Origin of the sequence: Pseudoalteromonas sp. S2721, assembly GCF_005887425.1 — a bacterium.
Classification (GTDB): Bacteria; Pseudomonadota; Gammaproteobacteria; order Enterobacterales; family Alteromonadaceae; genus Pseudoalteromonas; species Pseudoalteromonas simplex.
Genome location: NZ_PNCZ01000021.1, coordinates 12,735 through 33,903, shown reverse-complemented (window position 1 = coordinate 33,903; position 21,169 = coordinate 12,735). Strand labels below are relative to the sequence as shown.

The 21,169-nt window shown below is 40.9% G+C and carries 13 protein-coding genes and 1 pseudogene; all 14 read left to right on the top strand.

Annotation, left to right across the window (positions count from 1 at the left end):
* Positions 1-83 precede the first annotated feature (83 nt).
* Positions 84-2,588, top strand: coding sequence for a TonB-dependent receptor (locus tag CWC02_RS09270; RefSeq protein WP_138617831.1), 2,505 nt, complete (start codon positions 84-86; stop codon positions 2,586-2,588).
* 17 nt (positions 2,589-2,605) lie between these two features.
* Positions 2,606-4,540: a choice-of-anchor tandem repeat GloVer-containing protein gene (locus CWC02_RS09265; RefSeq protein ID WP_138617829.1), complete on the top strand. Its 1,935-nt coding sequence runs from the start codon at positions 2,606-2,608 to the stop codon at positions 4,538-4,540.
* Between the two features lie 106 nt (positions 4,541-4,646).
* Positions 4,647-5,285 (top strand): heme acquisition protein HasA, encoded by a 639-nt coding sequence (locus CWC02_RS09260; RefSeq protein WP_138599167.1) that lies wholly within the window; start codon positions 4,647-4,649, stop codon positions 5,283-5,285.
* 54 nt (positions 5,286-5,339) lie between these two features.
* Positions 5,340-7,235: a hypothetical protein gene (locus CWC02_RS09255; RefSeq protein WP_138617827.1), complete on the top strand. Its 1,896-nt coding sequence runs from the start codon at positions 5,340-5,342 to the stop codon at positions 7,233-7,235.
* On the top strand, positions 7,232-8,944 hold the full coding sequence (locus CWC02_RS09250) for a type I secretion system permease/ATPase (protein ID WP_138617825.1): 1,713 nt from the start codon (positions 7,232-7,234) through the stop codon (positions 8,942-8,944). Before CWC02_RS09255 ends, CWC02_RS09250 begins: the two co-directional genes overlap by 4 nt.
* Complete coding sequence (locus CWC02_RS09245; RefSeq protein ID WP_138617823.1) at positions 8,941-10,224, top strand: HlyD family type I secretion periplasmic adaptor subunit; 1,284 nt, start codon at positions 8,941-8,943, stop codon at positions 10,222-10,224. The genes CWC02_RS09250 and CWC02_RS09245 overlap by 4 nt, the downstream gene beginning before the upstream one ends.
* A 112-nt stretch (positions 10,225-10,336) precedes the next feature.
* Complete coding sequence (locus CWC02_RS09240; protein ID WP_054553565.1) at positions 10,337-10,852, top strand: sigma-70 family RNA polymerase sigma factor; 516 nt, start codon at positions 10,337-10,339, stop codon at positions 10,850-10,852.
* 5 nt (positions 10,853-10,857) lie between these two features.
* Complete coding sequence (locus tag CWC02_RS09235; RefSeq protein ID WP_138617821.1) at positions 10,858-11,838, top strand: DUF4880 domain-containing protein; 981 nt, start codon at positions 10,858-10,860, stop codon at positions 11,836-11,838.
* Between the two features lie 77 nt (positions 11,839-11,915).
* The gene (locus tag CWC02_RS09230; RefSeq protein WP_138617819.1) at positions 11,916-14,618 is read left to right on the top strand and encodes a TonB-dependent receptor; all 2,703 of its coding nucleotides are present in this window, start codon (positions 11,916-11,918) and stop codon (positions 14,616-14,618) included.
* A gap of 29 nt (positions 14,619-14,647) precedes the next feature.
* Positions 14,648-17,083, top strand: coding sequence for a PKD domain-containing protein (locus CWC02_RS09225; protein ID WP_138617817.1), 2,436 nt, complete (start codon positions 14,648-14,650; stop codon positions 17,081-17,083).
* Positions 17,084-17,587: 504 nt separating this feature from the next.
* A complete protein-coding gene (locus tag CWC02_RS09220) occupies positions 17,588-17,872 on the top strand; it encodes a hypothetical protein (RefSeq protein WP_138617815.1) in 285 nt (94 codons plus the stop codon).
* A 568-nt stretch (positions 17,873-18,440) separates the two neighbouring features.
* Positions 18,441-18,686, top strand: coding sequence for a YfhL family 4Fe-4S dicluster ferredoxin (locus tag CWC02_RS09215; protein ID WP_054553587.1), 246 nt, complete (start codon positions 18,441-18,443; stop codon positions 18,684-18,686).
* Between the two features lie 88 nt (positions 18,687-18,774).
* Entirely contained in the window at positions 18,775-20,094 is a 1,320-nt protein-coding gene (locus CWC02_RS09210; RefSeq protein WP_138617813.1) for a methyl-accepting chemotaxis protein, read from the top strand.
* A gap of 272 nt (positions 20,095-20,366) precedes the next feature.
* Positions 20,367-21,149: pseudogene (locus CWC02_RS21135) on the top strand (PAS domain-containing protein); the annotation flags it as partial.
* Positions 21,150-21,169 lie beyond the last annotated feature (20 nt).

The following is a 21,169-nucleotide window of genomic DNA, read 5'->3' as shown; positions in this document are numbered from 1 at the left end:
TTTCATTAATTAATAAATTTTATTACTGCTTTTTGATTTTGCTGCGTCCTATTAATAGCTCTAAAAAATAATGAGAACTATTTATGTTAAAAGGCCGCTTATCGCGTTTAATTTTTACAGTCTTGCTATGCTTGCAATTTACATTTTCTGCAAAGGTGTTAGCGGATCAAGCCCACCAACTTGATATACCGCAAGGTAGTTTGGCTGAAGCACTTAATACATTTGCCCTCCAAACAGGCATCTTGCTGCAGTTTGATCCTAAGCAAGTTGGCGATCTGCAATCAACTGGTCTAAAAGGGGAGTTCGAACTTGATACAGGGTTCCAACAGCTTCTCTTAGGGACTGGCTTGTATGCCGAGAAAACGGCTAATGGAAGTTATGTTATACGTGCACTCTTAGCCCAATCAAATGGTGATATTTTACTCGATACCTTAGAGGTTCAGGCTACATCTAATAAGCGTATAGAAATTTATCAATCAGCCTCTTCAAATACTCAACTTGATCAAGCTCAGCTTCAACGTATTGCCCCACGTGATACATCAGATATTTTCTATAACGTTTCAGGTGTTACCACTTCCCAAACTCGGCAGGAGCCTGGGGTTGCAGTAAATGTTCGTGGCTTACAAGATTTTGGTCGAGTTAATGTGATGATTGACGGAGCTAGGCAGAACTTCAAACGAAGTGGTCATGGTGCTAATGGGATGGTTTATTTAGATCCTCAATTACTGTCGAGTGTCGAAATTGCAAAGGGACCAGTAGGCGAAAGTGGTGGTGCTGGCGCGATTGCTGGTGTTGTAAATTTTAAAACGCTTGAATTTGATGATTTGGCGGCTCCCGGTAAAGATCATGGTACTAAGCTAGCCATTTCATCTGGCAACAATGCCTATCACATGCAAGGCTTATTAGCGTCTACTGTGCGTGTGGGAAAAGATCTAGAACTTGTTGCTGCGGTAGGGCATAAGAATGTTGGCCGTTTTAAGCCAGGCCAACATGGTGGTAATGCTGATTCTAGTAATTACTTTAGCGCAATGAGTAACTTTACCGAGCAAGATAACTGGTCGTCATTACTCAAAGCTGATTACACAATAAATAAAGAGCAGTCAGTAAAACTTAGTTATATCGGCTTTTATGGCAACTTTGAAGAAGGCTCAACGACATCAGTAGATGCAGAGCCCGAAAGTAGCAGTTCACTTAATAACGATACGATTAAATTAGATTACACATGGGCTGCAAACTCAAATTACCTCAATCTTAATGCCAGTGTTTATTACAACCGCACTCAAATGCGTCAGCATGTTTATGAAATGGGAGAAAGCAGCAATCCCTACGGCGAGTTTAAATTGCAATATGAAACCAACACCCTAGGTATGGTTGTTGATAATCTTGCCTTTTTTAGTCTCAAGCATGATTGGTTAACACAACATGAGTCATTGTTATTAGTTACTTTAGGCGGCGAGTATTTTAAAGACTGGACAGAGCCTCAAGCAATACAGCAAACGCCAGGAACTGGCGACCCATCTTGGTTTACAGGTGCAACCCCTGAAGGTGATCGCTCTCTAGGCAGTGCTTATATTCAAGCAGAATGGCAATACGGCGAGCATTTTTCTTTTGAATCAGGTTTGCGCTATGAGCAATTTTCACTGCAAGGAGGTGGAGAAATATACTCTGGTTACATTCTTAACCCTCCCGGAGTTTCGCCTAGTCGCACTTTGATCTATACCGACTTTGACGTTGACCGGCATGAAAATTACCTTTCACCAAATATGCGTTTAGCCTATCGCTTTAACGATAAAATACAAGGCTACTTAAGTTCAGCTCAGGCAGTCAGGCCGCCTGAAATCACAGAAACCTTATTATTTGGTGCTCATGTTGGTAACTCTTTCCCTTTTTACCCAAACCCTGGACTTGAAGCTGAAGAAGCTTGGAATAATGAAATTGGTCTTAATTTTGAGTTGCTTGATATAGCCAAAGGCCACGATTTATTCATTAAAACAGCATGGTTCGAAAATACCATCGATAACTTTATTGTCCAAGGTCGCGTGATGAGACCTACTTCTATTGATGACAATGGAATGACATTGAGTTATGTCAATTTACAAGATGAAATCCGTTTTGATGGCCTTGAACTGCAAGCTGATTATGAATCAAAAAGGCTATTTGCTGAGCTTAATTACACCAAAATGAATGTTGACCTTGGCAAGGGAGGCTATGATCCATTTCCTCTCGGCAGCCAAGTAGGTTATCCAGAAACAAGTATGGGTCAAGCTGGATCGGGAAGCTTGAACTATATCCCTCCACCTAAACATAGTGGTGCATTGACCCTAGGCTTAAAGTTATTTGAAGACACTTTAAAGTTAGGCGCTCGAATGCGTTACGAAGATAACGACGGTCGTGGTGGCAGCGCTTATGAAGACGTTGTTGACTGGCAAGTTTATGACTTTTGGTTGGAATATCAATTCACATCACAGTTTAAATTACGTATGTCGGTCGACAACCTGACCGATCTCAATTATGCCGAAGCAAATGGTACTTCATATTGGATTGCGCCTGGGCGCACCGCCACTGCTCAATTAACCGCAACATTTTAAATAATAAAGGAATAAAAATGCGACATACCTTTAAGCTAGCCCTTATTACCAGTGCATTGTTTAGCGCAAATCTTGCAAGTGCCGCTGAAATTAACCTACAACAATTACATGCATTTGGTACACCGCCGACCATTATGATGGGCGGCGATAAAGGCATGATGCCTGCAAAACCACCAACATTAAATACCCATAATGGTAAATTAATAGGTACTTTTCTTTCTGGTGGTGGTAGTGACTTTGCCACGCTAACGCAGTCGGGTATTTATAGCTTCACTCCCCAATTAACCGATGGCGAGTTAACCGACTACACCACATATATAAACGAAGTAAATAACGACACGCTAGCCTTTGTAACGAATACCGTGGTTGATAGTCAGGGAGTTGTTTACGGTGGCGCAAACAGAACATTATTCAAATGGAGTGAAGGCGAAGTAATAGAGGACGCACTATCGCATTTGGATCTCTCTAGTATTAATGGCGGAGACTTCCGAGTACAAGGCTTGATGACGATAGATGCACAAGACAACATCTATTTTGCCGCTTATGAACGAGGTAGTGATTATAGTGCATTACTGCGCCTTAATAGTGAAGGTGAAATCGCTGTACTGATTGACTTTAGCCGTGATGAATATAAACAAGGCAATATTTTTACTAAAGGTGAAGCGCCTGCCTCATTGATATACAGTGAACAAGATAATGCTATTTATGGCCTTGCACATAAATCTTCAAAGTCTGATGGAGCAGGCAGTACCGAAGGCTTAGAAGATGGCGACTTCCCAAGCGGCACCTTGTTTAAGCTAGATTTAACTAATGCTAAAACGGATGGCAGCTCAGAAGTACAAATTTTAAAAACCTTTTCTAATAACCTACATGGTCTTATCGATGACCATACCTTAGCAACCAACTCGTTAGTAGAAAGCGGTGATTGGTTATATGGAACGTCAGCTAAAACAGTATGGCGTGCCCACAAAACCAATTTAGACGCATTTACCGTGTTACATACATTTGGTTCAGAACAAAATGAAGCAGAAACAAACCTAAATGGTAAAACGCCAGCGGGTCCACTTGTAGTTGCAGCAGATGGAAATATTTACGGTACAACAAGCGCCGGAGGCAGTGACGATAATTCAGGTGTGCTATTTCGTATTAATCTAAGTACAGATGCACGTGACCTTGATAAAGAGCAAGACAATTTTCAGCTTGTACTCCACTTTGCAGATCAAGCCTCACCTTTACCAGTAGGTTTAACTGCTGGTGCGCTAGTGAATGGCGAACAAATTATTTACGGTGCCACCAATGGCGACGCGGTAAACGACACAGGAAGCGTATATCAATTCACTGTAAAAGAGCATGCCTTGGAGTTTAATACTCAAACCACTGAAATAACTTTAGGAGAGAGTGTTGAAGTCAACTGGCAGTCAACCAACTTAAGCCAATGTACTGCCAGTGGCGATTGGCAAGGTGCAAAAGAAGCCAGTGGTACTGAATCAATTGAGCCAAGCTCTGAAGGTGAAAAATCTTATTTATTAAGTTGCCAAGACACTGACCAAAAAACACATGTTCAGTTAGTTAATGTGGTTGTAAATCCAAAACCAGAGCTGAACTTTACTTCTTCAGTTACCGAAATCACCTTAGGAGAAAGCGTAGAGTTAAATTGGCAAACATCTAACTTAAGCCAATGTACGGCTAGTGGTGACTGGGAAGGTACAAAAGAAACCAGTGGTACCGAAACTATCGAGCCAAGCACTGATGGCAACAAATCATACATTCTAACTTGCCAAGATAACGACCAAACTGACTATGTTCAAACTTTGGATATTTTAGTTAATCCTGCACCAGAACCAGAGCCTGAACCAGAAGATAATAGCAGCAGTGGTGGGGCATTTGGCGGTGTAATCTTGGCTCTTGGTTTATTAGTTGGTAGACGCTTTCGTAACAAAATTAAAAGCTAAATTAGCAACCAGTTTTGCTAATTAACCCAGTCATATCAATCTGGCGCGCAATTGATATGACTATTTCAGACCTCTAGGTCATTACAAAAACAGAAAAGGAAATATTATGTCTATACAAGTTTCATATGGTGCAAATTATAGCTACGGCAGTTTAAATGACTTTTTCACCTACGCAAGTGAGTTTTTTACGGATACAACTTACGATGAAAGCATTGGTAGTTTCGCTGGTACTGAAAATCCAGATCCTATTGTAGATTTAGGTTTTTGGGGGAGCTTTGGCACATTCTCTGGCACGCAATTTGTGCAAGAGGGCACTTCAAGCGATGGCAGCCTAGGCTTTATCATTCAGGCTGCTGATGGCTCTTACTTAGATTACACCTTCTTCTCTAGCCCATCTCATACAATTTACGGTGAAATTGCCTCAATTTCCTTTGGTTACGGCATCACTCAAGATGCTAACGGTGAATACAGCTTCACTGATGAGTTAGTTAGTTTCGATGGTCTAGATACCATAGGCCTAAATGCCGGTATTGATACAAGCGGCAATGTGATTGACCGTACAACTGGTGACAATACCACCCATAACATTGTAGATGGCTTAAAAGATGCGGAGTTTGATTACTTCACTACTTTACTATCTGACAATGGAATTGACTTAACCCTAAACGACACTGGTGCTGCTAGCTTTGCATCACTTGAGACTATTGGTGTTTCAAGCTTTGTCGAATACGAACTCGTTGCATAATCTAACTGCACTGTAGCTTTGCTGCAGTGCTACTTAAAATTTATTGAGCTAGCTATGAAAACACTCTGCATTTTTTTATTCACTTTGCCGCTTTCTTGTTTTGCTACCACGGCGGTTGACGATGTTAGTGTAAATTACCTGACTTCACTTCATTATAGTGGCCCTGAAGGTTGGCCTACGGCAGGGAAACCCTATGCACCCCCTATCTATAATGCTGAGCGAGACCAACTGCTGGGAATATCATCCACAGGACATGTAGATATTTTTGGTAACGACACTAGGGCAGCAAATATGTGGGGGCTGGCGCCGGTGCAAGGTCATTATTTTTCATTGGCTAAAGATATTAAATCATACGTGGGGTTTGCTGAGCATCCACAGCTCGATAGGCTTTATAGTATTGATTTAGATGGTAACATTTTTTATGTCCACTCAGATGGCAGTAATAAAAATATTGTTTTTGATAACAGTGAAGAAGAGCTTAGCAGTCAACCTAACGTTCAGCCCATTTTTGATCAGCAGGGGCGGCTACTGTTTATAGACACAGACGGCGAATCTTACTCGCGGTTAATGCGCTTAGACGCCGATAATACCCTGATTGAACTGCATAGTTTTAACAATAACCCGCATGGCTATTATACTGGTGCGGGAGGTATGTTATTGAGTGGTAATACATTATTTGGCTATTTGGCCTACCCCAGAGGCACACCATTTTTAGATACACTCTCGATTGATGATGATTTTATTGTCGGCGCCCTCTACGCAATGGACTTAAGTAACGACCCAGTACAAAGCCCTGAAATTATACACGAGTTTACCTTAGCCGAGGGAGAAGTTCCGTGGACAAGAGGTGAAGCTGCGCGTATAGCCACCTATTTGGTTGAAGACCAACAAGGTTATTTATACGGCACCACGTCGGTAGGTACGTGTAAAACAAAAGGAATAATCGTTCACAATCAGCAAGAGGCAAAATTTGATAATGGCATTTGTGGTGGTAGCTATGACTTATATTCTGTGACCGATAAAGAAAACCTCATCCATACAGAATATCCTCATTATGATGGCAGTAACCCTTTTGGCTCTGTATTTAGAGTAAAAAAAGATGGTTCTGATTTTGTGTTAGTGCATACATTTAGTGACTTAGATGGCAGTCAGCCCCGCGGACCAATGGCGATTACGGACAATGGCTACCTTTATGGTACAACGATGGGGGGCGGTGCCCATAAAGATGAAGTTATAAGCGTAAAGCAAGGTAACCCCTATCCCTCGGAATTCGGGGAAGTAACCGGGAATGGCACCATTTATCGCATTCGCCTCGCAGATATTAAAGTTGAAAATGGCGTGGTCGTTGAAAGTGGTTTTGAACATGTACACTCTTTTAAAGCGGGGATAGATGTTGATGCCGACGGCAAAGTGCCAACCGGTATTATGTTAGCTGCAAACGGTAACTTATACGGCACCACCTTATATGGTGGCCGAGGGTACACCGATAATTCTGGTAATAAATACCTCAATGATAAATTCGGTACTGTATTTGAAGTAGATTTAAGTGCTCAACAGCCGACAGGCTCAGTGTCAATCAGCATAACTCCAGGGTCTATAAAGCAAGGAGAGCAAGCGGAAGTGACCTGGTCTAGTTTTAACGCAACCGATTGTAAAGCAACGGGGGAAACAGTGATTGGCGACTGGCAACCTAATTCGCCACTAGAGCCGCAAGGCAGTATGGTTATTTCGCCACAGACAGGGGTTTATACATTGACAGTTAATTGTAAGGATAGCGATGTGAATAGTCGTTTTGCTGCCCTAGCAACCTTGTATGTGGATGCAGAAGCAAAAGCAAAAGACAGTGAGTCACTTAGCTATGGTAATGGCGGCAGTTTAGACTGGCGTTGGCTGTTTTTGTTAACTGCGGCAGCATTGTTTAAACCAGTTCGTACAACGAGGTTTAAATGAAGGCTTCGCAAGCGCTTAGTAAACCACTTAAAGATGCTTTAAAGCTGCAAATGCGCAGTTTTTATCATGTTGCAGGGTTTAGTGCAGTCATTAATGTATTAATGCTGTTGCCTGCAATCTACATGTTGCAGGTTTATGATCGCGTTTTGAGCTCAGCAAATTTAGACACCTTATGGCTAATCTCTTCGATGGTTGCGGTATTTTTCTTATTAATGGGGGGGCTGGAGTGGATCCGGAGCCGAGTATTAATAAGCATTAGTCAGCAATTTGATAAAACTTTACACAACCGTGTATTTAATGCGTTATATCAGCATCAACTTAAAACTGGTAACGCTAACTCAGGACTACTGATTAACGATCTTAATCAAGTTCGTCAGTTTATGACTGGGAGTAGCGTGTTTGCCTTTTTTGATGCGCCTTGGGCGCCTATTTTCTTAGTCATTCTGTTCTTTTTTCACCCTTTATTGGGCACGCTCGCATTGGTTGGTAGTTTAGTGTTATTTGCTTTAGCTTTAGCAAATGAATTATGGGCTAAACAGTCTCTAGTTTTAGCCTCTCAAGCAACTACAAATGCTAACAGACTCGCCAGCGATATCATTAATAATGCCGAAGTTGCTCAAGCCATGGGTATGCAGCAAAATTTACAAGAACGATGGCAATCAGAGCACTGGGCTGGAATTTGCCATCAAAGTGAAGCGAGTAATTTAAGTTCTGTGCTTACTGCAACCAGTAAAGTTTTACGACTCGCATTACAGTCAATGATGCTAGGTGCAGGCGCATGGTTAGCTGTTGCGGGAGAAATAACAGCTGGAATGATGATTGCGGGCTCTATTTTGGCAGGACGCATGCTCTCGCCAGTTGAGCAATTGGTTGGTGCTTTTAAACAATGGCAATCAGTTAAGCAATCACAACAACGTTTAAATGGCTTGTTATGTCAATATCCATCAGTAAAGGAAGGGCTTTGTTTACCTAAACCAAGCGGTAAATTAACCATTGAGAACGCCACTTTAATCCCACCAATGGCTCAGCATCCTGTTCTTAAAAATATTAGTTTTGAGCTTGAACCAGCAGAAATTTTGGCCATTATAGGCCCCTCAGGTGCTGGTAAATCATCAATTGCGAGAATGCTATGCGGTATTTGGGAGCCGCGTATAGGTAAAGTGCGTTTAGATGGCGCAGATGTGTTTCAGTGGAATAAACAAAGCTTAGGCCCTTTTATTGGTTATTTACCACAGAATGTGAGCCTTTTTGCAGGCAGTATCGCGCAAAATATTGCACGATTTGGCGAGGTGGATGATCACTTGGTGATTAAAGCCGCGAAGTTGGCTGGGGTCCATGACATGATACTCAAGTTAAGTAATGGATATGAAACGCAACTAGGTGAAGCCGGAACCGGTTTATCGGGCGGCGAAAAACAGCGCATAGGTCTTGCAAGAGCAGTGTATGCTGATCCTAAGGTGGTTATTTTAGATGAAGCAAATGCGAATTTAGACGACAGCGGTGAGGCTGCGTTAGCAGCAACAATCAAAACGTTAAAGCAAGCTGGAAGTAGTGTGATATTCATAACTCACAGAGCGAATATTTTAGCTATGAGCGATAAAATTTTGTTACTAAACAAAGGCCATGTTCAGGCATTTGGCGCTAAAGAAAACGTATTAAACGCCATGCAAAGAGCCAAACAAAGTCAACAGGGAGTGGCAATAGCATGAATGCTCAACACGGCATAGCAGGTCGTAAATACATTCTTTGGGGCTGGATTATGACGGTACTAAGTTTGGGTGTTTTTTTACTTTGGGGAGCCTTTGCACCACTGGATAAAGGTGCTGTGATTGAAGGTCAAGTTATTGTATCTGGAAGAAAAAAACAAATACAAGCTCCACAAAGTGGGGTGCTTGCCCAGCTGTTAGTGCAAAATGGTCAGTGGGTTGAGAAAAATCAGCCTTTAGTGACCCTCGATAACCGAGTCGCTAAAAGTCAGCTTGAGGCCGCAACAACTCAATATTATATGGCACTGGCAGAAAAGGAACGTTTATATGCTGAGTTTACACAAACGCCGAAGTTGCATTATTCATCAGCGCTAACCGAAATAGCATTACCACAAGCCGAAGAGGCTATGCGCTTGCATCAGCAATTGTTTGTACAAAGAAAAGCAACACAGGATGCTAAACTCTTACTGTTAGAAAATAACAAACACACTACGCAATCGAGAATTTTAGGCCTACAAAATGTGGTTGCCAGTCAGCAACAGCAATTGGCGGTATATAAAAACTGGCTTAGAGACACACAAGCTTTAGTTGATAAAGGCTATCAATCACAAGAAAAACTTTATCAATTACAGGCACAAGCTGCGGAGATCAGTGCTGATTCAGCAAATTCACAAGCAGAACTAAAAGCACAACAGGCCAGGTTATTAGAGCAAGACACTCAATTACAACAGACAATAAAAGCTTACAAACAAGATCTCAGTCAACAGATGGCTACCAATCAAGCAAGTATTAGTCATTTCAAACAGCAGATCATTACGGCTCAATTTAGCCTGGATAATAGTGAAGTTCGCGCACCAGCAGCGGGGCAAGTCGTAGGCCTTAATGCGTTTGGTGATGTAGTATCCCAATCACAATTATTAATGGAAATAATGCCTAAAGGCCAAACTCTTATTGTCGATGCGAAAGTACCAGTTCATCTAATTGATAGCATCTTACTTGGTCAAGAAGTTGATTTGCTATTTAATGCTTTTAATACCAGCACCACGCCAAAGGTAAAAGGCAATATAGATAGCCTGACACAAGATATTGTCAACGACCAACGAACTGGGCAACCTTATTATCAAGTAACTATTCGCGTCAATGAACAAGCGCTGCTAAAAGATTTGGTGTTACAGCCAGGGATGCCAGTTCAAGCATTTGTTAAAAATGGAGAGCGTTCGATGCTGAGTTATTTGTTTAAACCTTTTATTGATCGTATTCCTCATGCAATGGCTGATAATTAAAAAGAATTTCACTTTAATTAATAATTAAGAAGGTTTACCTAATAAATTAGCTTGAATGAGAATGATTATTGTTTATAATGTCCACCTGCCACGCAACGGGACTTTGTAAATTTTGACTAGCAAGACCACTAACAGAACTGGGTTCAACTCGCTGTATCAAGAACACCACGAATGGTTAGTTCGTTGGATTGCTAAGCGAACAAGTAGTGCTGATAATGCCCAGGATCTGGCGCAAGATACGTTTATAAAATTGTTAAATAAGCCAATGCTTTATGATGATATGCGTAGCCCTCGTGCCTGGCTTACGAAAGTTGCTGGTAACTTGATGACAGATCAATTACGCAGGCAAGTGCTTGAACGTAATTATCAAAGCATGCTCGAATCAATGCCTGAGTCTGACTACTTTTCGCCCGAAGAGCAATTAGAGTTGCTTAACTTACTTGAGCAAATTGACAAGTTACTCACGGGTTTGAAAGCAAAAGAAAAAAAAGCTTTTTTAATGGTTAGATTGGATGGCATGAGTTATAAAGATGTCGCAAGCGAACTAAAAGTAAGTTTATCTTCAGTCGAAAAATATATCGCTAAAGCAACACTACAGTGCTACCAACTTGTTTATTTTGACAGCTAAATCTGATGAATTTTAGACTCAATCACAATCAAGCTCATATTCCAGAACACATAGTTCAACAAGCAATTCGATGGCAAATTAAAATTGAATCTGGCAGCATCAGTGAGGCAGAGCAGGCACATTTTGTGAAGTGGCGCAGTGCAGATCCATTGCATGAGCTGGCATGTGCTCGGTTACTACACCTTGATAAAGCATTTAGTGATGTTGCTGTTAAGTCCGCCGGGTATGCACGAGAAACATTACAAAAAACAGACCATGAAATTGATAATCTGCAGCGTAGACGTTTGCTCAAAAGCGCGCTTGGTACGACACTAAGTGTAGCTGGTGTGGCTTTTTTAGCTGAGCAGCAAGGCGTTCGTCATTATTTAAGTGCCGATTTATCAACCAGAAATAGTCGCGAAGAATTTACCGTTTTCAAAAATAGCCAACTGTGGTTAAACCGCCATAGTACGGTAGAAATTGATGAGCACAAGAGTAATTCTATTACGCTCACGCAAGGCGAGTTATTTTTAAAAACCGCAGCTATTGATGCACCTGTTCAACTGCACACTGCGCATGGTGTATTTGCTACTCAAAACGCAGAAGTATTTGTTCGTCATGAGGCAAGCCATGCGATTGTACAAGTAAATAAAGGCCTACTGCATTATAGTGCAGCGGCAGGTGAAAACAGTTTATCCCTACAAGCAGGCTCAACGTATCAACTCTTTTCCAATAAACAATTTTCGTTAAATTCTGGGGTTTTTGATTACAGTAGTTGGCGTCAAAATCTACTCACTGCCAGAGCCATGCCGCTTGCCGATTTTTTACACGAGCTGGCTCGTTATCGAAGCGGCCATATTCGTTGTCATCCAAGTTTAAACGACACGCTAATTTCTGGTGTATTTCAGCTTTCAGATACAGATTTAATTTTATCAACTGTCGCACAGTCATTGGGCGCAAAGCTTAACTATCTGACCCGTTTCTGGGCTGAAATTTTACCAAAGTAAAATAATTCTCATTTATTTTTACGGCTTTTCATTTTTCGTTCGGCTTTATAGGTATGTAACGAAAAAAGGAAACTCACATGCCGTCTCGTGTATTGCTTACTAGCTGTGCCATATTTGTTTCGAGCCTGTTGTCTGTGGCCCCAATTTATGCGGCGCAATCATCAGCTAGTTCAGCTAATTTCACATTAGTTCAATTTGACTTACCTGCAGGTAATCTAGGTGATTCATTAACGCTGCTTTCACGACAAGCAGGGATCACACTGAGCTTTGATGAGCAAATCGTAAAAAATATCTCTGTATTAGAGCTTAAAGGACGCTACAGCACAGAAACGGCTTTAAATAAACTTTTACAATCAACCTCATTAGAAGCGTTTTTGATTGCTCAAAACGCTTGGATCATTAAAGCAAAGCCACAATCAGATGTGATTGCTCTTGATACTATTCAAGTTCAGGGACAACACAATAAACTAAAAAATAAAACCTATACCGAGGCAAAATCGGTAAACGTCATCACTCAGCAAGATATTGAACGATTTCGCGGTACCAGTGTTGGCGATATATTCCAAGGTACACCTGGGGTATTAGTCAGTGAGAACCGTAACTCAGGTGGTTTAGACATCAATATCCGCGGTATGCAAGGTCAAGGCCGTGTGCCAGTTATTATTGATGGAAGTCGCCAAGAAACAACTGTTTATCGAGGGTATTCAGGTGTCTCTAGCCGCAGTTATATTGACCCTGATTTAATTGGCTCAATGACGATTAGTAAAGGCCCTGTTATGGACGCGCAAGGGACCGGTGCGACGGGCGGATTAGTAAGTGTTAGCACTCTTAATGCAGACGATATTGTCAAAGAAGGTGAGCTGTCAGGTGTACGTTTAAGAGCGAGTGCTATTGGTAATAGCTCAAACGCACCTCAGCCTGGAACCTATGCAGGCTATTATCTCCCTCGTAATGCTTATCGCTCAGACTGTCGCTTTCCAACTTATTGTACTGAACAGTACTTGATGCCTGAGCATTTTGCCCCAGAAGAAGGAATGGACAGGCCTAGTTTGTTAGAGTTTGCGAGTTACGCGGGGAGTGTCGCTGCAGCAAAACGCTTTAGTTGGGGTGACTTAGTTGGTGCTTACGCTAAGCGTGAACAAGGCAATTATTATGCAGGTAGCCATGGCCCTAAACCCGAATTGATTTATGGTGAGCCGGTTAAAATGGCTTGGTATACCGAGACCCCAGTGTCAGTGGAAGGTGCGTCAAGATTTCGTGCTAATGAGCGTATACCAAATACAAATTTCAGTAGTGAGTCGGTATTACTTAAAACGAACTTGGTGATGCCAAAAGATCATAGCTTAGAGATGAGTTATATCCTTTATAACAGCGAATATGGCGAAATGATGCCTTCGCAAATTCGCTCTTTTGGTCAAGCAAGACAATGGCTTGACAGCGAAGTAACAAACCATACCTATACATTAAAATACAAATGGCAACCGCTTACTTATGATTGGGCCGACTTTTCGGCTAATTTGTGGCACACAGATGCGATTACAGATTTAAATACGCCAGATGTCGGCTCGGTGGATATTGCCGATAACATAGCTCGAAAAGATGACTATCAGCGTTGGGGTGCTGAATTTAGTAATAAAATGATGTTTTACGATCATGGCGAACTTGCATTGAGCTATGGCATTGCTGGGCAGTGGGAAGATATGGATACCGACACGCCCCAAACAGAAGGTTTTTATGCTGGTTCAAGAAGCGGTTGGCGTAAAGAGTTTAGTGCTTTTAGCGCCGTAGATTGGCAAATTACAAAGCAGTGGCAATTAGAAGCAGGATTACGCTTTAGTCATTTCTCTTCAAAAGATAATAATCCTTTAGAGCTTAAGCCCAATGATCCCGCATGCACACCTGATGGGCAAGGAGGCTGTGTCCCTGTCAATTATCAGAATAGTCACTCAGGTAGTGCGCCGCTTATTGCTTTAACATGGCAAGCGTTAGACGGTCTTCAATTATACATTAGACACGCAGAAGCTTTACGCATGCCAAGCTTGTTTGAAAGTACTTCGGGCTGGTCTGTGAGCCCTGTGCTTGATATCCCTCTGAAACCCGAGCATGCCAAAAACCAAGAATTGGGTATTAATTATTTAAACGAAAAAATAGCGAATAACACAGAGCAACTGGCTATCAAGCTTGCCTATTTCGAGAATCATGTAGATGACTATTTGACTCGAACACAACCAAATGCATGGGAGCAATCACAAGGCGGTATGCTCGATTTTTTCCGCATGCGCAATATCGACAGTTTAGATCTTAATGGTGTTGAGTTGAACTTTAGTTACACAACACCTTTTTGGTTAGTTGAATTAAGTGGCACTAAATATTCCCATATTGAAGTGTGTAATGTTGGTAGCTATGTACGCTATTACTGTAATGACTGGGGGATCCCTGAGAGCTACATCAATAATATGATCCCGCCTAACTGGCATGCCAGCATGCATTTAGGCTTACGTCTTTTTGATCAAAAATTCGAGACTGGTTTACGCGCTACCTTTATGGGCGAGAGAAACTCAATTCCTCGATACAACGCACCAACAGGTTTTAATGAGCCTGTGCTATGGCACAGCTATAACCTTTTAGATTTCTACAGTTCATACCAATTTAACGATACGGCGACCCTTGATTTTACTATCGATAATATTACCGATCGTTACTACTTAGACGCATTGAGCTTAGGACTTGTGCCAGCCCCAGGGCGCACAGCCAAGCTTAGCTTAACTTTACAATTTTAATTGCCAGAAAAACCTGCAAGGAGACCCCGATGAAATTGATGCTACATACATTCACTGCTATAGGGCTAGCTTTAGCGCTAACCGCTTGTGGTGGAGGTGGTGGTAACGACGATAGCACCCCTGTTGTTGTTGAACAAAAACCGACGGCTGTTATCACTAGCAGTACAGAACAAACAACGTTTTCACTTAAAGATGGTGCAGTACAAATTCAACTAAGTGCTGATCAAAGTAGTAGCGCTGATAACAAAGAACTTAGTTATCAATGGCAACTTATTTCTCGCCCAGAACAAAGTGAAGCAGCTTTAACCAGTAACGATAGTCTTAGCACCGATTTTGTGGCTGATCTTCCTGGTGAATATGTCATTAGTCTTATTGTTAATGATGGTGTTAATAACAGTGAAGCAACACGCATTACTTTTAATGCAACATCACCATATCCGACAGCAATCACTGAGCCTGTATACAGTGTAAGTTTGGGCACAACGAGTGTCGGCCTAGATGCAAGTGCCAGTTTACCTCCTACAGGCGAGACAGGCAGTTTAGATTATCAATGGAAGATTGTTGAAAAACCGGCTGAGAGTGCGGGTTATTTAAGCAATGAAACACTTAGTTTAGCTACTCTATTTGTTGATGTAGCTGGAGATTACAAACTAGAGTTGGTTGTTTATTACGGAAATATTGCCAGTGAACCAAAAACGGTTACCGTAACTGTTTCATCAGGTAATGCTCCACCTGTTGCGATTGCTGACGATGTGACGGTTAAGCTTGGGCAAACAGTCACGCTTGATGCATCACAAAGTAATGACCCTGAAGGAGCGTCTTTACAATACCGTTGGAAATGGGCTTACAGTCCTGTTGAACCAGATGCTATTCCATTACCTGAATTAACAGGAAGAACAACAGATACACTTACTTTTACGCCAGCTGCAGCGGGAGAGTATTCATTGGTACTGTTTGTGTTTGATGGTGCAAGAAAAAGCGAAGAGCGTGAAGTTCTTGTAACTGTAGAGAAAGATCCTGAGTCTAATGAAAACAAAGCACCCGTTGGCGAGTTACTCGCAACAGGCTATTTCCCTTCTTATAGTATTGGTGAACAAGAAGTTGGTTTACGCGCTGAGTTTAATTTTTCAGGCTATGATCCAGAAGGTGAAGCACTGCAAATAATCAGTGCGGAACTTATAGAAAAGCCAGAAACAAGTACTGTTGAGTTAGTTGATATTGGTTCTTGGAAGCCAATGGGTAAAAAGATCCAAAAGCTTGATGTTGAAGGCATGTATAAAGTACGAATGGTCGTATCTGATGGTGTTAATCAACTAACAACCAATGCAACAATGGAAGCTAAAATTGGTAATGTTAATGGGCAGCCTTCAACACGCGGTGTAGATGCTCAATCTAAATCAGTTATTGTAGGTGATGCACTTGTATTCGATGCATCAAGTGAAGACCCAAATGATGATCCAATGACATTCCATTGGGAACTTGTTGATCGTCCAGATGGCAGTAACGCGGTTATTGAGCCAGTTATTGAACCTGAAACCCAAGAGTATCGCCGTGCTCGCGTGGTAACTGATGTACCAGGCTCATATACTGCGCGCTTGATTGTTGAAGATGACCGCGGACTTTTTGCAAAAACTTATGCAGAAGATAATGGCCTTGCAAAACTTACCAATACTGCGCCTGAAATTCGTTCTGTTGTGTGGGCACGTAGCTGGGGAAGACTACAGCCAGGTGAAGATTACTATCAAATCTTACCGTGCATGTCATTATTACATCGCCCTGTTACGGTTGATGCTGATGGTGACGAAGTATTCACCCATGAAGAGTTAATTAGCACGCCTGAAGGTGGAGAATTCACAAGTTACCCTGATGAAGCTGATTGTCCTGCCACACGCGGTCAAGTGTTTACTAAACCAGGTACTTATACATTCCGTTATTCAGCGACTGATTTAATAGACGATGCACCACAATATGATTTTGTTGTTAAAGTTGACCCATTATCAGAAGCGAAAGGTGTTCGCTTACGAAGCATTAATGAAGATGGCGAAAGCTTATGGCACCCACTACCGTATGAAACAATTCCACCATTTGCAAATGGCTTTAGTGCAAGCTCGCGTCCATTCTTAGAAGAAGGCTATGTGCAGTGGGAGCTAAGTGCTATGGACAGTGCGTATACAGTTGAAAATGTTAAGGTGAGCCATATTAATGGTGGTCTTGCGAGTCTTACCCCTCGTTTTGAAAACCTATATGAAGGACGTGTTATTCAACAAGGCGAAAGCTTAGCATTTCAAACCGTAGTACCTGCAGTGCCTTGTATTCGTAATGACGATAAGTCTGAAGGCTTCCATTTCTCTTTCAATATTAGAGAAATCCCAGAAATTACTTATGTATACGAAATATGGCGCACAGCCAATGACGACAGTCTTTTCAATGAGTGGGAAGAGTGTGAAGAAGGCCAGCTAAATTAAACAGCCAATTTAAAAACTTAAACAAGCGAACCTTCGGGTTCGCTTTCTTAATATTACCCCTTCCACGTTCCTTTAGACCATATCGAAAATCAAACAAACGCATTCAGAATTCACTCTGATAATACTAGTGAGGGAATTGTACGCAAATATACTTTTTCATTGTGGTAATGCAAAAGCGTATTGCTAACGATAATGTAAGGCGAGGCTTAAGGGCAATGAATGATTAGCGTGCTTAAAATAAATTAATAACTTAGGAAAGTTGTCTCTAAACGTGTAAAACTATAATTGCTAATCCAGCCAAATTTAGGTGTAATGAATACAATAATAAGCGCTGAGCAATGTAGGGAAAGCTTACACTAGCTAAGTGAAAGCCTCCAACAGGCAAATTCCCATAGCATAAACAACACCATCTCTGACAGACCGAGCAGGTAGCTGTTCAGTCCAGCAAGCAATTATGCAACACAAACTGCGTGTCTCATAAATACTAATATTTTATGTGTCGTCATGAATTATAGATTAATAAGAAGTATCGACATTTTGGTTCAAAGAGAACTAAAGAAGTGTCAGCTACAATTTGATATAAATGAAAATAAGTTGCTAAAGGTCGCAGAGTATCAAGTAGATACAGAATCTAATGCAGTATTGATATACCTTTTAGAGCCTAAGTCGGTACCTGGAGGAAAGTTACCTTTTGTAGTCATTGACGTAGAAGGAATATATGGGGTTTTTGCATTTGAGAATAAAGCTGTAATCCTCGAAGCTAGTAGCTCAATTTTGGAATTCATCTAGATCGTTTTTTGGCACAAGGATACATAACAAACAGCTGTAGACACAAGCTTAGCTTAATGGGGCAAAAGCACGTGCTCCTTACTCGCTTCATTCGTTATTTTAGCCTACCTTAACTGAGAGGAGGATAGGTATAATAGCAGTTTGAACTATCTCAAATAACCCTATAGATGGGTTAACATCCTCAGAATTTTTATCCGTATGTAGAGTGTTATTACTGCAATCTTCCAAAACGTGAATTTATCCGAACTTTTCTAATTTAAGAAAGCCACAAAAACGTTTCTGTCCAGGAACGAGTTATTATCTTATTAATGCTATTCATACTTAAAACACACATAGTCACCAAACCTCTCACTTATCTCATCACATAACTTAGTTCGGTAGATAATCAATAATTGCATTTATTTTTGCAGTATCGGACTTGGAGATTCCAAACAGGTTTTAAGCTTGATCTAGATCAAAGAAACTTAATACGCTGCAATTTATAGTGCGCGGCTGCAATTTTCGTTGTTTTTAAAAACTAGATTAGATTTTAAAAACAATACCCATTTATAGTGCTTAAAGGTGTGTCATGGCATTACTCATCAATAACAAATGTATTAACTGTGATATGTGTGATCCTGAGTGCCCGAATGAAGCTATTTATATGGGTGCAAAAATCTATCAAATCGATCCTAATAAATGCACTGAGTGTGTTGGGCATTATGATAATCCTACCTGCGTTAGTGTATGTCCTATCGACTGTATTAAGCCCGATCCTAATCATCGTGAAACGTTAGATGAGCTTGCTGAAAAATATATTAAGCTGACTGAGTGAATTAATAATTAAATTTACAGCTTATTAGTACACCTTGATTCAAATGTTCTACACTTACTTTAATGCACGTTAATCTCTTGAGGATCCTATGTTTTTCAGTAAGTCAGTAAACTCTGAGCTTGTGTCGTTAAAGACTGAGTTATTTCATCTACAGCAGGTGCGTGATGGCTTGAATGAAGAAATGATTTCGCTTAATGTACTTGAAAGCGGCGAGGTATCCTATATAAATCAAAACTTTATCAAAGCACTTGGCTACGATAAAGATGCGTTCCCTGGCACGCACCTATTTGACATCATTACAAATGAGTCCAAATCTACTGAACAATTTAGCCAATTCTCTTCTGCTTTAGAGCATTGTAAGCACTGGGTTGGGGCGCTGCAGTTTTATCACAAAAATGGTAAAACAGAGTGGCTTAGAATTATTTCGCACCCAGTAAAAGGTCCTCAAGATCAAATTCTATTTTTCGCAATTTATGCCACTTTACTAACCGATACAATTGCTACCGCAAGAGAGCATAAAGACATTATTAAAGCGTTACACCGTGCTATGGCGGTTATTGAATTTGATTTAGAGGGTCATGTTTTAAGTGCAAATAGTCATTTTTATAATGCGATGGGTTACTCCGAAAAAGAGATAAAAGGTAAACATCACAGAATGTTTTGCGAACCAGAAGAAGCAAACTCTACTGAGTATGAGCAATTTTGGCAGCGTTTAAAAAATGGTGAGTACATAGCGTCTCGCTTTAAACGTGTTGATAAGTTTGGTAATACCGTTTGGCTTGAGGCCTCTTACAATCCGATTTTTAATGATTTTGGGGATCTCTATAAAGTAATGAAATTTGCAACTGTGATCACTGAACAAGTGAATCGTGAGCATGCAATTTCTCAAGCGGCAGAGATTGCTTACGGTACCTCAACAGGAACCGACAAACTCGCTGTAAAAGGAGCTGAAGTACTTAAAAACACAGTGGCTGTTATGGATGAACTTGCTTTACAGATGGAGCAAGCGGCGCAAGAAATCGCAGCCTTAGATAAGCAGTCGCAGCATATAGCAAGTATTGTACAAAGCATTAGTAGTATTGCTGATCAAACTAATTTATTAGCGCTTAACGCTGCAATTGAAGCAGCTCGTGCAGGTGAGCAAGGCCGTGGTTTTGCGGTGGTTGCAGATGAGGTTAGGCAATTAGCATCTCGGACATCTAAAGCAACTGAAGAGATTGTGGAAGTTGTTCAGCGAAATCAATCATTAACTCAAAATACAGTAAAGGTTATAGAACAAGGGAAAGTCAAAGCAGAGCAAGGTCTTGCTTTGTCGAATGAATCAGGACAAGTAATGGAAGATATTCAACATGGAGCACAGCAAGTTGTTGATGCGGTTGGCCAGTTTGCTAACCAGTTAAATAAGTGATTCTAATTTGCAATAAATAAGCCTTAGGCATCTGCATTGATGCAGCTGTAGAGTATTATAAGCAACCTAATAACGAAATTTTGCTGTGTTATCAATGCGGTTCAATTTCCTTAAAAGATCCTCCTATTTTTTGCGAATTGGAAGGAATACCTTGTCTCACTTCTTGAAACTCCATATCATAGAAATATAGGGATATATTGTAATAGTTTAATATTCAGTAACTTTTTAAGTAAATGAGTTCACTGTTTGAATTTTAATTTAGCAATGAAGTGATGTACCCCATGTTTTCTACCAAGCCACTAAAAAATAAAATAACTAATCTTGAAGACGAATTATTTAGGGTTTCTCAAATAAAGCAAAATCTTGATGAGCTAATGCTTACATTAACGCTTGATGGCAAAGGCTGTGTTATTGATACTAATCCCCAAGTTCAAATTGAACTGGGTTTTAGCGCAAATCAACTTGATGGGATTGCATTACTTGATTTAGTGCCGCAATTGGCGCGAAAAACAGAACACTATCTGAACTTTAAACACGCACTACAAAACAAAAAGCCATGGGCAGGAGCCGTTCAGTTGGTCAATGCTAAAGGTGAAGAGGCTTGGCTAAGAGTGTTCGTTCATCCTGTGGTAAATAAGCAAAACCAATTTCTTCATTTTACATTGCATGCAAATGCACTAACACGCACGATTGAATCGTCACGCGAAAACCAGGACTTAGTAAAAGCAATTCATCGCTCTATGGCCGTAATCGAGTTTGATTTAACGGGTCATGTATTAAAAGCAAATCAGCAATTTTTACTGGGTGTGGGCTATAAAGAGCACGAAATTATTGGTAAACACCATAGTATGTTTTGTTCACCTGAAGAAGCAAGCTCATCAGAGTACGCGGCATTTTGGCAGAAACTACAAAAAGGTGAGTTTGTTTCCTCTCGATTCAAACGTGTTAATAAGTATGGTGATCCCGTGTGGTTAGAAGCCACATATAATCCTGTGTTTAGTGAACAAGGGGAGCTTTATAAGGTTGTTAAGTTTGCAACGGTGATTACTGATCAAGTAAATCGTGAAATAGCTGT

Coding starts and splice junctions, on each gene's coding strand:
- CWC02_RS09270 (WP_138617831.1), top strand. CDS start 84: ATGTTAAAAGGCCGCTTATCGCGTTTAATTTTTACAGTCTTGCTATGC.
- CWC02_RS09265 (WP_138617829.1), top strand. CDS start 2,606: ATGCGACATACCTTTAAGCTAGCCCTTATTACCAGTGCATTGTTTAGC.
- CWC02_RS09260 (WP_138599167.1), top strand. CDS start 4,647: ATGTCTATACAAGTTTCATATGGTGCAAATTATAGCTACGGCAGTTTA.
- CWC02_RS09255 (WP_138617827.1), top strand. CDS start 5,340: ATGAAAACACTCTGCATTTTTTTATTCACTTTGCCGCTTTCTTGTTTT.
- CWC02_RS09250 (WP_138617825.1), top strand. CDS start 7,232: ATGAAGGCTTCGCAAGCGCTTAGTAAACCACTTAAAGATGCTTTAAAG.
- CWC02_RS09245 (WP_138617823.1), top strand. CDS start 8,941: ATGAATGCTCAACACGGCATAGCAGGTCGTAAATACATTCTTTGGGGC.
- CWC02_RS09235 (WP_138617821.1), top strand. CDS start 10,858: ATGAATTTTAGACTCAATCACAATCAAGCTCATATTCCAGAACACATA.
- CWC02_RS09230 (WP_138617819.1), top strand. CDS start 11,916: ATGCCGTCTCGTGTATTGCTTACTAGCTGTGCCATATTTGTTTCGAGC.
- CWC02_RS09225 (WP_138617817.1), top strand. CDS start 14,648: ATGAAATTGATGCTACATACATTCACTGCTATAGGGCTAGCTTTAGCG.
- CWC02_RS09220 (WP_138617815.1), top strand. CDS start 17,588: ATGAATTATAGATTAATAAGAAGTATCGACATTTTGGTTCAAAGAGAA.
- CWC02_RS09215 (WP_054553587.1), top strand. CDS start 18,441: ATGGCATTACTCATCAATAACAAATGTATTAACTGTGATATGTGTGAT.
- CWC02_RS09210 (WP_138617813.1), top strand. CDS start 18,775: ATGTTTTTCAGTAAGTCAGTAAACTCTGAGCTTGTGTCGTTAAAGACT.